At 31.1% G+C, this 13,992-nt stretch carries 14 protein-coding genes; 9 read left to right on the top strand and 5 right to left on the bottom strand.

Annotated features, from left to right (window positions below; all coding sequences use genetic code 11):
• Positions 1–60: 60 nt before the first annotated feature.
• Positions 61–498, bottom strand: a complete 438-nt coding sequence (locus ACMT7R_RS07695; RefSeq protein ID WP_415311032.1) for a VOC family protein — start codon at positions 496–498, stop codon at positions 61–63.
• 503 nt (positions 499–1,001) lie between these two features.
• Between ACMT7R_RS07695 and ACMT7R_RS07690 the strand changes: the two genes are divergently transcribed.
• Positions 1,002–1,271, top strand: coding sequence for a hypothetical protein (locus ACMT7R_RS07690; protein WP_415311031.1), 270 nt, complete (start codon positions 1,002–1,004; stop codon positions 1,269–1,271).
• 1 nt (position 1,272) lies between these two features.
• On the top strand, positions 1,273–1,914 hold the full coding sequence (locus ACMT7R_RS07685; RefSeq protein ID WP_415311030.1) for a hypothetical protein: 642 nt from the start codon (positions 1,273–1,275) through the stop codon (positions 1,912–1,914).
• A gap of 439 nt (positions 1,915–2,353) precedes the next feature.
• Here the strand turns inward: ACMT7R_RS07685 and ACMT7R_RS07680 are convergent, their stop codons facing one another.
• Together ACMT7R_RS07680 and ACMT7R_RS07675 are read right to left on the bottom strand one after the other, a co-directional pair.
• Complete coding sequence (locus tag ACMT7R_RS07680; RefSeq protein ID WP_415311029.1) at positions 2,354–2,656, bottom strand: hypothetical protein; 303 nt, start codon at positions 2,654–2,656, stop codon at positions 2,354–2,356.
• 522 nt (positions 2,657–3,178) lie between these two features.
• Positions 3,179–3,409 (bottom strand): hypothetical protein, encoded by a 231-nt coding sequence (locus tag ACMT7R_RS07675; protein WP_415311028.1) that lies wholly within the window; start codon positions 3,407–3,409, stop codon positions 3,179–3,181.
• Between the two features lie 695 nt (positions 3,410–4,104).
• Here ACMT7R_RS07675 and ACMT7R_RS07670 point away from each other — a divergent pair.
• The 4 genes from ACMT7R_RS07670 (at position 4,105) to ACMT7R_RS07655 (ending at position 7,942) form a co-directional block, all read left to right on the top strand.
• Positions 4,105–4,740 carry a VTT domain-containing protein gene (locus ACMT7R_RS07670; protein WP_415311027.1) on the top strand — a complete coding sequence of 212 codons (636 nt, stop codon included), beginning with the start codon at positions 4,105–4,107 and terminating at the stop codon, positions 4,738–4,740.
• A gap of 104 nt (positions 4,741–4,844) precedes the next feature.
• On the top strand, positions 4,845–5,705 hold the full coding sequence (locus ACMT7R_RS07665; protein WP_415311026.1) for an arginase family protein: 861 nt from the start codon (positions 4,845–4,847) through the stop codon (positions 5,703–5,705).
• A gap of 131 nt (positions 5,706–5,836) precedes the next feature.
• Complete coding sequence (locus ACMT7R_RS07660) at positions 5,837–7,333, top strand: cytochrome P450 (protein ID WP_415311025.1); 1,497 nt, start codon at positions 5,837–5,839, stop codon at positions 7,331–7,333.
• Between the two features lie 63 nt (positions 7,334–7,396).
• Positions 7,397–7,942 (top strand): hypothetical protein, encoded by a 546-nt coding sequence (locus ACMT7R_RS07655; RefSeq protein ID WP_415311024.1) that lies wholly within the window; start codon positions 7,397–7,399, stop codon positions 7,940–7,942.
• Between the two features lie 191 nt (positions 7,943–8,133).
• Here ACMT7R_RS07655 and ACMT7R_RS07650 read toward each other — a convergent pair whose 3' ends face one another.
• On the bottom strand, positions 8,134–9,096 hold the full coding sequence (locus ACMT7R_RS07650) for a GNAT family N-acetyltransferase (protein ID WP_415311023.1): 963 nt from the start codon (positions 9,094–9,096) through the stop codon (positions 8,134–8,136).
• Positions 9,097–9,397: 301 nt separating this feature from the next.
• Between ACMT7R_RS07650 and ACMT7R_RS07645 the strand changes: the two genes are divergently transcribed.
• The 3 genes from ACMT7R_RS07645 to fen all read left to right on the top strand — a co-directional run bounded on the left by ACMT7R_RS07645 (position 9,398) and on the right by fen (position 12,133).
• Positions 9,398–9,595, top strand: coding sequence for a hypothetical protein (locus tag ACMT7R_RS07645; protein ID WP_415311022.1), 198 nt, complete (start codon positions 9,398–9,400; stop codon positions 9,593–9,595).
• 572 nt (positions 9,596–10,167) lie between these two features.
• Positions 10,168–10,926 carry an SDR family NAD(P)-dependent oxidoreductase gene (locus tag ACMT7R_RS07640; RefSeq protein WP_415311021.1) on the top strand — a complete coding sequence of 253 codons (759 nt, stop codon included), beginning with the start codon at positions 10,168–10,170 and terminating at the stop codon, positions 10,924–10,926.
• 178 nt (positions 10,927–11,104) lie between these two features.
• Complete coding sequence (gene fen / locus ACMT7R_RS07635) at positions 11,105–12,133, top strand: flap endonuclease-1 (RefSeq protein ID WP_415311020.1); 1,029 nt, start codon at positions 11,105–11,107, stop codon at positions 12,131–12,133.
• Positions 12,134–12,188: 55 nt separating this feature from the next.
• On the opposite strand, the gene ACMT7R_RS07630 is transcribed toward fen, so the two are convergent.
• Complete coding sequence (locus ACMT7R_RS07630; protein WP_415311019.1) at positions 12,189–13,883, bottom strand: FAD-dependent thymidylate synthase; 1,695 nt, start codon at positions 13,881–13,883, stop codon at positions 12,189–12,191.
• Positions 13,884–13,992 lie beyond the last annotated feature (109 nt).

The raw sequence follows: 13,992 nt of genomic DNA, 5'->3' as shown, positions 1-13,992 counted from the left end.
AACAGCAGAAAGTTAAGAAAATTAGGACAGTAATTGATTGTGTAGACATAAATTTTGATGTTACATTATCTTGGTCCCATTCATGAATACCAATTTCGAGAGATATCCATCTATATCATCAAAAGAACGGTCATGCATCCAACCATGATCTTGAAGTTTAAGTGGCTCAATCCCTCCGGCATTAATTGCCTTATCAACCAATTCATCTACTATTTCCCTACCTTCTACTGACAAAGCCAAGATTAATTCAATATTTTTTGCAGTATTACATTTTTCCTTTTGTGAAAAAGTCCTAAAGAATATCTCAACCAGTAACATAACAAAAATGGTTTCATTTACTATCATACAAGTAGTATTCTTATCTGTGAATTTTGGATCAAATTTAAATCCAAGATTGGTAAAAAATTCAACACTTTTATTTAGTTCCTTTACCGGCAAGTTTACAAAAATTTTTCGAGCTTCTTCATGTTTGAATTCGTTAATATTGATAATCAGCATATCTCCATGTAATAATACTAAGAGTTACTTTCCACATGAAGCCTATTAATTAACGAATTAATTCATACATATATGAAGACACAAAGATAGAAAAATGAGCTTATTTTTGAAATATTCTTACTATGGAATTGAAAAACAACTCAAGATTTTACCAGTGACGTCATGAAGGGATTTATTTACTGTAACCTAGCAAAATTATATACCCATTTGAAGAGCCAAAACATAACATCAAAAATAAAAAGGAGAGTTCCTTGATTTTCTCAGCAGATACCGATAAAGTAAAAAAACACCAACTCTATTGCAACATAATAACTCAAACCTTTGAATTACTTTTCCTAGAGAAACAGAAAATTCTTATTTTTATAAATAGTTCATTTATTTCTAATTTGGCAAGAATCCCATGAAGAAAAAATTTTAATAATTAATTAGAATTTACCTATTCTGATTGATTCATTGTGGTTCATGAATACCGTGACCGAATATTTATCAGGAAGGATATTCTCTTGAAACTCTGTGAATATGGTGAAATCAATCAAAGCAAGCTCATGAGCTATTGTGGATTGAATAATGTGAAACACAAAGAGATTTTGGATGATATGGTCTACAAAGATTTGATAACCCGAATGGAACAAACATGGGGCAGTAAAATCATAATCAACTACAAAATTTCAGAAAGAGGAAGATCGATTTTAAACGAAATTCTTGCACCATATGAGGAATTGTTTCCAAGAAATGAAAAAGTAAAAGAAGAAGAGGAGAAAGGAGGAGAGTAATTTGAGTAAATCTAAACCTAATAACGATGATAAGGAAAGATCAGACTCTAGTATTTTCTTCATAATGGATGGAATAATCGATCAACTAAACAAAACAAAAAAGTTGTTTATAATCATGTTACTTACAATTATGATTATTCCGCCTATAGCATTTATGTTATCATTTGTACTATTTGGTTTTCCGTTTCATGATAATGATTATGATGACGATCAAAATGGCATTAATGGTGGGAGATGGTGGTGGACAAATGACAGGATAAGGGAAGACGATGGAGGAAGTGCAGGTATGGATGCTAACAGAAGTAGTAGTGTCAGTAGTGGTGATGGCGGTGCTGCTAGTAGTAGTAGTAGTAGTAATGACGGAGTTATAAGCGGTAACATCAATCAAAGTGAAGAAACAAACAATGTAGGAGGAACTGCTAAAACCGCTCCATGGGAAGACAGGTCCAACTCTAACCCGTCATTTAGATATTTGCCATTAATTCCAGTGATGGTAGTTTTGGTATGGTTGGGAATAGGAATCAGACAGTGGTTTGTACTTTCAAAATGGGATAAAAAATATAAAAAATATAAAGAAATGCAGAGAAAAATTGATGAAAAATTGGATAAAGATGATGAGAAAGATGGACGTGACTTGACCTGAATTATTTCCTACCAGTCTATGAGTTGTCAATAAGAAATGATTTCAAATCATCCTTGATTATATTTGAGGTCAAATTTCCTTTCTCCTAAAATAATTATACCTAATCGTGAATATGATTGATTATCTCTTACTTTGTATCTTAATTCGCTTTCTGATTTCCCTAAGGTATGGTGAACGACTAATGATTTTTAGTTTTATTATTTGTTTTTTCTTGTTCATTAACATTATTTATGTACTGTACTAATATGTATTACGCAGCGTAAATGTCTACTATCTTGTCAAAAAATATTAGGTTCGATCCATACGTGAAAATAAACTACCTCTTTTTCTTTAAGCACAAGTGCTGGATAATACTATTACTGAATTTTGTTTTTGAATGTTCAATAAAATATCTTGTTACATTCCATTACTATAAAAAAACAAATTTATGAATTTAGATTTATAGATCACTCAACTTCTCCAAATTGTCCTTAATTTTCTTCAATGTTCGAAATATCTGTTTGCTATCGTCATAGTCAGTTACAATCTTTTTGTATGATAATTCCAGGTCGTCTTTTATTTTTTGATTAATAGAATTTTCATTATCATTACTGTCCAAATGAATTTCTAATCCTAAATCTTTATTAACTAATTTTATACGAGAATGATGGTCGGCAACGTTATCAGAGATATATGGCTCGAAATATAGGTTAAATGGCTTGAACTTGCTGTCATCAGAAGTATATAGTATGGTTATTCCCAATCTATTCCGTATCTACTTTCTTAAAGTGCTTATAAAAGTTACTCGAACATTACACTATTACATGAGGAATTTTGACTGCTTTGTATTGATAATTTATTTCCAATGTAATAAGCGTGATAATTCAACGGGTTTATTTGAGTGAATTAAAAATTAAACCATTTGTAAGACTGATCTATAGATGATTTTATCGATGTCAAAGACGTTTGCCACTATTGCGTATCACGAGCAGAGATAAGATACACAAGGCTCATGATAAAGATGTTAACAAAATAGCAGAAGTAGATGTTTACCTTCTTATAGTTGGAGATCATATCCAATCCCTACAAAGCCATTATTTTTTAATTCATTAAATAGTCATTTCTTGCTAATTCAATTGGTTGTTTGATTGATTATTCAGTTCAAAGAATAATAAGCCAATATTAACAGTTTGTTCAAAATTATCTCACGTCATTTTTGATTCACTTAAGGTTAAGAAAAATTGAATAGAAAATAAAATTTAAAGTATGGAGAAAAATTTCTTTTTTACTTACGTGTAGATGATTTTGATTTGGTCTTTGCTACTGTTTTTTTTACCACAGGTTCACTGGTTTCACTTTTTTTAGGTGTTGCTTTTGTTGCTTTTGTTGCACTTTTTTTAGGTGTTGCTTTTGTTGCTTTTGTTGCACTTTTTTTAGGTGTTGCTTTTGTTGCTTTTGTTGCACTTTTTTTAGGTGTTGCTTTTGTTGCTTTTGTTGCTGTTTGTTTTTTTTCCAATAATCAATCTATTATAGGGTATTAAATAAATTTATTGGCTCTAATTTGAATTCAAGTTCAAAAAAGGCGTAGTAACAATCTCACTAGTTGTTGAAAATAAGAACTTGTCTGAAACAAGAATATAAAAATACACATCGTGGTTTAGATGAATATCTAGTAAAAAATATCTCTGCTGCACTTTTTGGTTACATCATAAAATACAACGGAAATTCTAAGTTATAAAGCGGTTTCTAAATCGCTGATCAACAGAGCAATAGGAATCGTTTGTTAAACCTAATCAAAGTATCAAATCTGATATCTATGTCTCATATAATCATATTGAATAAGAATTCTACATTAGAGTCACAAATTGATTTTCCTCGCATGATTGAGATAGAATAATATATTTATTCTGTCTGGAGCCAATTGCAATTCAGATCCAATAGTTTGGTAAAATACAACAGGAACTATGCTCAAGTTAAATTAGTGATACTTAGTAGCCAAAATCAAAATAGTAATTATGTTTACACTACCAAAATGACCCATCTTAAGAGAATTCTTAAAGATATGTCCGATTCTTAGAACAGATTTTCGTTACTTTAGACGAATTATATTCGGTGCGAATACATTTAGCAAAAGTTAACATATTAATTAAGATATTCTTCTAACTACAAAAAAAGTAATTAATCAAGAAATTGATAAGATATGTGTACAGCATGCAAGTCTTTGATATCATACAGCTAATTCAGGGGTTGGATTACTCTGCAATTTTTCTGTTAACCTTTGTTTCTGCAATATTAATTATTGTTCCTATTCCCTATTTCCCCGTTCTCATGACCGCTGTTTTGGTCACAGATTTGGATCCGAATCTAATAATTTTATATGGGGCATTGGGCGCCGTAACTGCGAAATCAATAGTATATATGATAAGTTATTATGGCACAAATATCGGTAATTCGAAGAGAAACTTTAATGCAAAAGAGTATCCAGAGACATTTAGGGTTCTGAAAAAATATGGCGGTTTGGCAATATTTTTGGCTGGAATTACCCCCATTCCTGATAACATAATATTCATTCCATTTGGTATGTACAAGTATAATCCCATAAAGTTTATTTTTATAACTTTTTTCTCAAAATTACTCTTAAACATAATAATCGTATGGGGGACACTAATAATTGGTAAACCCGTAATAGGAAATTTTTCTGAAATATCATTGGATATGAACACATTAATTATTACGATCATAATTTCAGTAATCGTATTTAGCATCCTCTTTATTTTTTTCTTAAAAATCAACTGGGCAGTATTTATAGAGAGATTTTTTGTAAGAATTAAAACTTGGAAAGAGTAAATCTTGAATACCTTGATTAGATTATGCAGCAGTATCATCAGAAGTAGGAAGCAATATTTTGTTGGATAGTAAGATTATTATGAAAATCTGCAAGATAACGATACATGGTTGTCTTTACTTACTCTAATGTGAAGGAGGTTTCGAAGGCGGAAATAGTAATTATAGGAGTACCCGATGAAACTAAATCTCATTCTAAAAGAAAAGGCACAAGCAATGGTCCAGATGTTCTCAGGAAGGTAACCAATGAATCAAATTTTTTTGAAAGAGATGGAAACATTATTCCAATTTGTCCAATGCGTGGTAATTTGAATGAAAAATACATTTTTGATTATGGTAATGTCACTAGGGAAGAATTATATCGAATAGTATTTCATTTAGTTTTAAATAACAAGATTCCTATTGTTATAGGAGGCGACCATTCAATCACCACCATTGTATTGCAAGCAATTGGCGATTCGATAGGAAAGATTGGTTTGTTATATTTTGATGCACACCCAGATTTTGTTTCCTCTACGACAGATTATTATGGTTCTGTATTGACCGATTCTACTGAGTGGATAGACTTTAATGAAAGTTTGTTAATAGGAACAAGATCTGCTGAAACGGAAGAACTAGAAAATGCACAAAGATATGAAGTAGAAATTGTAACACCTCTAGATATCAATGAGAACGGAATCTCTAGGATCATGGAGAAGGTAAAATCTAAGTACAATAGACGTAGAAAATACATTTCGATCGATCTTGATTGTTTGGATCCTGCCTATGCGCCAGGAGTTTCAGTACCTTCAGCAGGGGGTATTTCTAGTATTGATTTAATAACACTTATCAAACAAGCAGTTAGTTTAGGTATTGTTGGTATGGATATTGTAGAACTCTCTCCGGATTTTGATGTGAATAATATGACCTCCCTATTAACTTCTAGAATTTTACTTGAATCTATTGCATCTATCAAATCCAGTCACTAATAGGTCGAACATAACAAATGATATTATCGCGATGATCATAAATTTTGGATTCAAATCGACCATAAACCAAGGTTCCTGACCATAATCAACCAATTGAAGATATATAGGTCAATTAAATTCTCTAAATTAGAATGGCAAAAGTAAGTACAGAATTTCCACCAGGACCCGCATCCAAATTTTCACCAAAATTATTACGCCAATTGGCAACAGATCCAATAAAAACTTTAAGTGAATTTAATCAAAGGTATGGTGAGATAGTCCATTTCAAGATTGGAAGAGGTCATATTTACTTGATTAATAATCCTAATCACATTGAAAAAATCTTGATTTACAATCATAAAAATTTTAAAAAGGGCAAAAGATTACAAACTGCAAAGAGATTGTTAGGCGAAGGATTGGTAACGAGTGAAGGAAGTAAACACGATAATCAAAGAAAAATCATTCATCCTCTATTCTTGCCAAAGAGAATCATATCATATGGTCAAATTGTTGTAGACAAGGCATCCATAATGAGTGAAAGATGGAGGGATGATGCGACTGTTGATATTCATAAAGAAATGATGAATGTTACCTTAAAAATTATTTGCAAATCAATTATGAATTATGAAATTGATTCCGAAGAAGCTGCTAAATTTTCATCAGCGTTGGAATTTTCCAAGAAATATTTTAAACGCCTTCAACATCCAATTGGCCATATTCTAGACCATTTTGAAATTCTTCCAGAGGTATCCAAAAGTAGAGAATCTATTAAAATACTAGATTCTATTGTTTACCGATTAATTAGCGAAAGAAAAAAGTCGATAAGTGCTTTTAGCAGAATAGAATCAAATTTACAAGCGAGTCAGGAGGATGATCTTTTATCAAGACTCTTACAAGCACAATCATCAAGTGTAAATAATTCAGAAGACGATCTTGAATACCAGAAAAATAGTCAACGTGTAGGTTCTTTAGTTACTCCCAATTCTATGACTGATCAACAGATAAGAGATAATATCATAACTATGCTTATAGCAGGACATGAAACCACGTCAAATGCAATTACGTGGACATATTATCTTATATCTAAGTTTCCGGAAATTGAACAAAAAATGTTTGAAGAAATAGATACGATCCTTCTAAAAAGTGATGATAGCGGAAAGAAGGTTTATAGAAATCCAACAGTTAAGGACCTTCCCAAGTTTAAGTATATTGAAAGAATATTCAGGGAGTCGATGCGTGTTTATCCACCAGTTTGGAGTATTGGAAGGTTGGTTGATGAAGAATATATTATTGATAAATACGTAATTCCGAAAGGATCTTCAATCATAATGAGTCAGTATATTATGCATCATGATAGTCGATATTATGGCAATCCTGAAGAATTCAATCCTGATAGATGGACAGACGAATTCAAAAGACATCTACCCAGATTTAGTTATTTCCCCTTTGGAGGAGGAATACGTGGGTGTATAGGTGAATCGTTTGCATGGCAGGAAGGCATATTGTTGATCGCAACAGTTTCAAGTCATTGGAAATTGGAACTTGTTCCTAATCAGAATATTAAAATGGATCCGGGAATTACACTCAATCCCAAAAATGGCATAAAAATGAAGCTTAGAAAGAGATCCGATGGGGAGAAACTGCATTAATCGACATGAATCACAAAATTTTTTAATCAAAGTTTAATAAAGTAATAGTTAGTTGTATCAGCCATGAGGTTTAAATCAGTAAGACAAGTTCAAAAAATAAATAAAAGAAAAGTTATCATTCATTCTGTAATACAATTTGTTCTTACATTATTATTATTATTTAGTTCATTTTTCATTATTGGAGTTCCAATTGGCTTTATAGTACCCTACGTTGCACTATTCATTGTTGTACTATACTTAAGCAATAAGTATGCAGATAAGACATTAAGATTTTATAAAAATAAAGAAGGCTTAATTTTCGTTGATCTAGGATGGTTCTCTAATTTTAGTTATATATTGGCAACCGTGACACGCTTAATTATTACATCTTTAGGCATGATTATTAGGTTTGAAATACCTGAAAAAATTGGAATAGAACCGGGATTTACCTTCTCTCTATTTGGAGAAACTCTTGCAATGTTCATAGTAGTTACGATCATTTTTGACTTTCTTTTAATTTATGGTAAAGCTGCACTTGCGGGTATGCACAAAAGAATGTTGACTCATTATAAGCTGATCTTAAGTGGTAAAGAGATTATCAAAGAGGAAATTAATGAGGAATCAAAATAGATTGAAGCAGCTATACAAATCGAAATGCTAACATGGCCTATTGTTTACTGTGTTAAATCAAGATAAAATAGTCTAGCAGCCTACTCTACTATCTTTGTCTATTTTTATTTGTTAATAAATCATAGACAGAATGAAGTATCCGATCTATATACGCATAATTGTCTTATTTTAAATGATAAGTAATATTAAAATCAAGTTGGATGTAGTGTATTCAAAAATTTAGAATATAGAAAGAAACGTTCCGAATACTCAATAGATTGAATATTCAGAATTTTTTCTAATTCAGCAAAAACAGGCAAAAGAAAATGGGCATTGTTGAATAATTTAACATCGCAATACTTCCTCAAGAGAAGATGAATAACTCTTGCAAATATAGCTATGTTGAGGCAATTGAGATAACTGATTTGTATTATGGGTATATCGTAAAAATTAAATTTTCTTGATGGTTTTACTATCACAATACCCACAATCTCATTAGTATCATTTACAATAATTAGTAATTCTTTATTTCTTACAAATAAAGATAAGCTCGATGAACTGGTATTAAAATTATACAACCTCCATGAGTCAAAATACTTGTTAACACAAGATTTTGAAATCTCAGGTTTTGAGAGATACTTTTGTATGGAGAATATATCTCTTAATCGAGGTACTTTGATATCGAGTTTCGATGAAAATACTAGTTCAGGCTTAAAAAATGCATTGTGGTCATCTCTATATTTTTTTAAATTGATGTTATAATAGCAATACTCTAAAAATTTAGAAAATCCTAATTTTTCCAGCATTTTTTGAGAAGCAAAATTATTCTTGGATACCAAAGCGCAAGATTCCTTGATGCCCTTATTGATTCCATAATTGAGACTGTATTCTACTAGTGCTGTGGCGATCCCTTTGTTTCGGTAAATTTTATTTACTCTTAATCCTTCGAGCCATAAAATATCCCCTAAACAGTTTATGATATGTATTATTCCCAATGGAAAGGATTTTGATGTAGAAGGAGAAATAGAAGAATCATACACAAGTAACGGGCCCGAAGGATCACAGATCCATTTATCCCAAACTCTATCAAAATAATCACCCCATTCAAAGGTATTTATACAAAAATCTAATACTAGTTCTTTATCAGAGGGTTTAGCCCTACGAATATTCACCATGAATATAATAGTTCATGCTTAATCTTAATAATTATGCACAAGTACCAGTATTAATGATTCGATGTCATTACTTTCAAAAAATTAGAAAATTACGGATTAACATTAACACAAAATATCTTTATATGATCCATTGTTGCAGTATACAAATTTTTGACGTAATACTTTGAGAACGAAATTGCGAATTGTTTTTCATTTGAATTGTTGCTCAAGGTTAAAATGGGCTAATTAGATTTTAATGATCTATTTCTGCATTTAAACTTAATAACTTTTAGTTTATTATCGAGTAAAAGCATCAAATCATATGTTAAAGAGCACGTATGACTACATCGTAACAATTTGCTATGTTTGGTTCATCATTATTGGTTTTTTTATTGCTATTACATTGGAGGTTATGATATTAATAGGATTAGCATTTCCTATACTCATAATAATTATACTAAACAGGGAAAGAAAAATTGATCTGAATAACAGTAGTAGTCAAAATATAAAAAACAAATAAGAGATAAGATACTCTAATAAAAGAATCAAAATTTCGTAAACTCTCACTAGTTCATTTAGATGAATTTAGTTATTAATAAAAATCAAAAGAGTCGTTAAAAACCTTGTTTTTTCCTTTTATGTCCATAATGAAGAGACTTGTCATTATAATCATTATAGTCGTTGGATTGATATCTTCATATTTTCTAGACCATCCTTCGCGATTCTCTAATCGTTCGTTTGAAAGAACCGGGTTCTCGTCATATCTTTTAGGAGCATTAACAATTTTTTTCTATTTCACCTCTATCTAATAAAACATCTTCATAACAGGTACAGAATTCAATAGCAACACCAAATATTTGATTAGTTTTCATCATGATTGAACAATTCGGGCAAGTTAGTTAGATGACATACTCAAAATAAGAATTTTTCCAAATATTGATCTATTTTGTAATCACGTAAAGTTAGCGTTCTCAATGAATTCAATCAAATATATGAAATGCCAAATGATTTAATTATTCACTAATAATTTCGTAATGAAAATTGATTTGGATTAATTGAAAAGCTTTTAATTAATTATATCATAACTATTCCATGAAACTGGATGGAAAAGTAACTATAATTACCGGTGCATCTGGAGGTATTGGAAAATCGGCAGCAAAGAAGATTCTAGAAGAAGGCAGCAAAGTAGTATTAGTTTCAAGGGATAGGAATAGGTTAAGAAAAACTGTCGATGAGATAGGTAGAAATGACAATTTAATATATGCAGCTGCTGACGTTTCTCATGAATCTGAAGTATTGAGTGTTATTGAACAAACATTAACTGCATTTGATAAAATAGACATTCTTATAAACTGTGCTGCAATAATTAACGATCCCACACCATTTCATTTGATGACTGAAGATCAATGGACCAATTTGATCAATGTCAATCTGAAAGGTACGTTTCAACCTATAAAAGCAGTACTACCCATCATGATGGAACAGAAATCAGGCAATATAGTAAATATATCATCACTGCTAGGAATAAGGGCGATACCTAAGGTACCCTTTTCAGTATATGGAGTTACAAAAGCAGGCATTATAATGCTGACAAAAAGTATTGCAGTAGAATATGGACAATATAATATAAGATGCAATTGTATTGCCCCTTCAACTATACGGAGTCCTATAATGGAACCATATTTGCAAGACGAAAATGCAAAAAGGATGTTAGAAGGATCATTTCCCTTAAAAAGAATTGGAGAGCCAGAAGATGTTTCTAATGCCATTTTATTTTTAGTTTCTGAGGATTCGAAATGGATAACCGGCTCTGTAATGGCTCTAGATGGAGGAATATCAGCCAAGCTGTGATATTTAGTCACTAAAATTTTTTGACAAGATTTAATAAATAAACTAAATTAAATTAATATTAAAGATAACCAAGCTCATTATTATTTGGAATGTCAAAAAAACGGTCAGGATACCAAACCAACAAATTTTCGATAGCTTTATCAAAAATTTAAAAATCATTCATGAGTACGAATCGTTAATGGGTTTGAATTTGAAACCATTGGTTATATCCAATCCTATTAGAATTCCTGAGTTGGTTGGAAAAGTAGTCGCGGTAGACGCCTTGAATGTAATATATCAATTCCTGGCAACAATTAGAGGTCCCACCGGAGAATTGCTTGCGAATATTCATGGAGAACCTACAAGTCATCTTAGTGGACTTTTTTATAGGAACATTAATCTACTTTGTGATGGGGTTAAATTGGTTTATATTTTTGACGGGAAACCACATGAATTGAAAGCTAAAGAAATTGAGAGAAGGAAGAAAGTCAAGGAAGAAGCTTCTGAAAAATACGATCGAGCTTTGGAAGAGGGAAGAATGGATGATGCAAAAAAATATAGCCAAGGCACTTCAGTTTTGACCACCAAAATGATTGAAGAATCAAAGTACTTGTTATCTATAATGGGAATTCCAATTATTGATGCAACGTCAGAAGGGGAGGCGACTGCAGCATTACTATCTAAGAAGGAATTAGCTTACTCAAGTGTGAGTCAAGATTACGATTCCATTTTGTTTGGTGCAAAAAGGCTCATTAGAAATTTGACTATCAGTGGAAAACGAAAGATCCCAAATAGAAACGTATATGTTGATATTGTGCCAGAAATAATAGAACATGATCAAGTTTTAAGAATCAATAACATAACCCATGAACAGCTTGTAGATGTCGGAATTCTTATTGGTACTGATTTTAATCCGAGTGGATTTAGTGGTATTGGTCCCAAAAATGCTCTAAAACTAATCCAAAAGTATGAAAAAATAGAAAAAATAGAAAAAATAAAAGAAGAATTATCCAACACTCCATATAACGAAATTAGAGAAATTTTTCTGAATCCCAAGGTTACTAATATTGAGGATTTAAAGATCCAATTTAGAGACATAGAAAAAGAAAAAATTATGAAATATCTTTGCGATGAGAAAAGTTTCTCTATTGAAAGAGTTGCAAATCATATAGGAAGATTAGAAAAGAATACCCTAAAAAAAGGTGAATCTCTTGACAAATGGTTTTGATAAACAATGTTCTTTATAGAATATGTAATTCTGGTATTAATTTGGATTTAGTGAATTATAAAAAAAGGTTCGTGGTTGTTGAATCCAGCCTTGATTTTTTTAATGCAGTATTTTTTTCTGATTTGAATCTCTCTAAATCATAACTATTCATATCCACAAATTTGATACCTTCAGATATAACAGGATGGACATGTTTTATCAATGAGTATATTTGTTGGCAAGTATTTCGATAATCAGGATGACCTTGAGGAGTAGTACGTAACTCAATCATATGACATGCTTCACGAAGATTCATTTTTATAAAATATGGATATTTATAGGCAAAATTAACAACGTATTGTGCTTCTACAGGCATTCTAGTAGATATTAACTTGTAAGTATCATTACTGGTATACATACAATCTATATAGTCCTTTTCTATTCCTAATTCAGTTATTTCTTTGGGAATGTCAAAACCATATTTTGTTGATAATAATTGCCTGCTCATAGTTAGAAGCCTATGCCTATGAAGATCCCGAAACATTCCATAGTTTGTTGTTAATTCAAATGAATATTCTATAATCTCAAAAGCTCTTCCCGGTTTGTGACGTCTATTTTCTCTAAACTCAAAATATGCACGAATTATTTCGTAACGTTTTTCAATAGGAATGTTGGTAACATATTCTAATAGCTCGGACATAGAAAGATTGGTGCCATATTCATGTAATATAAAGGAAGCCAATCTGACTTCTGCCTCAACATTAGGCAGATGATGTAGCAACCTAACATTTACAATCGTATTTTTATTTTCATGCAATAATTCACGCGAAGTATCATTTGTAGTAATATTATGGTATTTCTGATCAAAACTATCTAAAATTTTTGAAATAGATTCTTTAGTTTTACTCAGATAACTTAGATTTGATGTACTATGTATATCCCTCGATCTCCTGATGAATGGTTCGATGTATTTTTTCATTTCATCATATAATTGAATGCCTAGCTCCTTAATTTCATCCAATTCAGAAGAATTCATTTTAAATAAAAGATATTCAAAAGCTCTTCCATTTCCTGTGATTGCAAGATTGGTTAGAGTCGAGGATGGAAGGAGATTTCTCAATATATCTAATGCTTTAGCTTTAATGGATGAATTGTATATCTTATTGGCAACATCTATATCTGTTGAATTCCGTAGACTACAGAAGGGACTATCTATACCAATTTCAGAATTATGAAAAGGCAAATTGTCAATTGGAATTTTTTCTTTAAGATATTGTTGCATGGGTTTTATGTTTTTAGCATAGATATCAAATGCCAGATCACAAGACTTTACATAATTATCAGCATAATCAGACGACATAATTCGTTTATCCCTATAATATTTATAAAATCCATTAATTTTTTTATCAAATGCTACATAACGGGATGATTTTTCTAAAAAGGATAAACCGATTCTGTGATCTTCTATCTTTTGTGCGGAAATATTTGAAATCCACTCCAAAGCACATTGGGCAGTACCAAGCTCCGCTACAGAATCATCTCCGTATTCCAGAAGAACTCTATTATAGAATTCTAGGCCCCTATTAGGGTTAGACAGAAATTCATCAATATAGATTCTTCTCATTGTTTTATCAGTTCTAGAGTATCTAGACATCAAAGCGCCACGATCAACTTGGTGAGGCGTAATTATTACAAATACATTATCTTCAGAATTAGAAAAATGTGACTCCAGTTCTTTTTTTTCGTGGTCGCTAAAACTTTCATAATTCATATTATACCAACATGATCGTTTCCATGCATGTTTGAAATATTAATGTTGATTAAATATTACAATATTATAAATTTTTTTTCACACAGCGAGCATTATACTGGTATAATAA

The organism is Candidatus Nitrosocosmicus sp. FF01 (assembly GCF_047711275.1).
Taxonomy (GTDB): domain Archaea; phylum Thermoproteota; class Nitrososphaeria; order Nitrososphaerales; family Nitrososphaeraceae; genus Nitrosocosmicus.
Note: the sequence above shows the minus strand (reverse complement) of the source record. Positions and strands in the feature narration are given on the sequence as shown.

Coding starts and splice junctions, on each gene's coding strand:
- ACMT7R_RS07670 (WP_415311027.1), top strand. CDS start 4,105: ATGCAAGTCTTTGATATCATACAGCTAATTCAGGGGTTGGATTACTCT.
- ACMT7R_RS07665 (WP_415311026.1), top strand. CDS start 4,845: ATGGTTGTCTTTACTTACTCTAATGTGAAGGAGGTTTCGAAGGCGGAA.
- ACMT7R_RS07695 (WP_415311032.1), bottom strand. CDS start 498: ATGCTGATTATCAATATTAACGAATTCAAACATGAAGAAGCTCGAAAA.
- ACMT7R_RS07630 (WP_415311019.1), bottom strand. CDS start 13,883: ATGAATTATGAAAGTTTTAGCGACCACGAAAAAAAAGAACTGGAGTCA.
- ACMT7R_RS07650 (WP_415311023.1), bottom strand. CDS start 9,096: ATGGTGAATATTCGTAGGGCTAAACCCTCTGATAAAGAACTAGTATTA.
- ACMT7R_RS07660 (WP_415311025.1), top strand. CDS start 5,837: ATGGCAAAAGTAAGTACAGAATTTCCACCAGGACCCGCATCCAAATTT.
- ACMT7R_RS07645 (WP_415311022.1), top strand. CDS start 9,398: ATGTTAAAGAGCACGTATGACTACATCGTAACAATTTGCTATGTTTGG.
- fen (WP_415311020.1), top strand. CDS start 11,105: ATGGGTTTGAATTTGAAACCATTGGTTATATCCAATCCTATTAGAATT.
- ACMT7R_RS07655 (WP_415311024.1), top strand. CDS start 7,397: ATGAGGTTTAAATCAGTAAGACAAGTTCAAAAAATAAATAAAAGAAAA.
- ACMT7R_RS07640 (WP_415311021.1), top strand. CDS start 10,168: ATGAAACTGGATGGAAAAGTAACTATAATTACCGGTGCATCTGGAGGT.